Annotated in this window: 1 pseudogene; it reads right to left on the bottom strand. The window is 40.6% G+C overall.

The features are described from left to right. A pseudogene (gene tynA, locus R0K30_RS21160) lies at positions 1 to 409 on the bottom strand (primary-amine oxidase); the annotation flags it as partial.

The raw sequence follows: 409 nt of genomic DNA, 5'->3' as shown, positions 1-409 counted from the left end.
GTGCCCAATAGTTGCCATCCCCAACATCTAGGTAAGAGACAATTTTTAGAATCCTCTGTTGCTGATCTAAAAGTCCATCTTTTCCCCCAAAATAGCCGACAGTCAATGGTGTTCCAACCACTTTTTTCACGTCATCAACGCCCCGTTTTTTCAAAGCGATTTTATACTCTGGGCTAGTTTGAATAATGTCTTGTATGGCCATAAAATCATCGACTAATACCATACCAAATGTATTTTCGAGCGTTTTCCAGCTGGTAAGTGACTTGGTGTTTAAATCCACCTCACCTTCAATGACAGTGTTACCCTTTAGAATTGTAAAAGTGACTACACGATCGCCAACATAAGGTTTTTTATCAATTACGTTACGCCACACGGCATCTTTGTCAGGTTGCTTTAGACGAATATCGGC

This window comes from Bacillus sp. SIMBA_154 (assembly GCF_046536015.1).
GTDB classification, from domain to species: domain Bacteria; phylum Bacillota; class Bacilli; order Bacillales; family Bacillaceae; genus Bacillus; species Bacillus pumilus_P.
The sequence above is the reverse complement of the archived record's forward strand: the minus strand, read 5'-3'. Positions and strand labels throughout refer to the sequence as shown.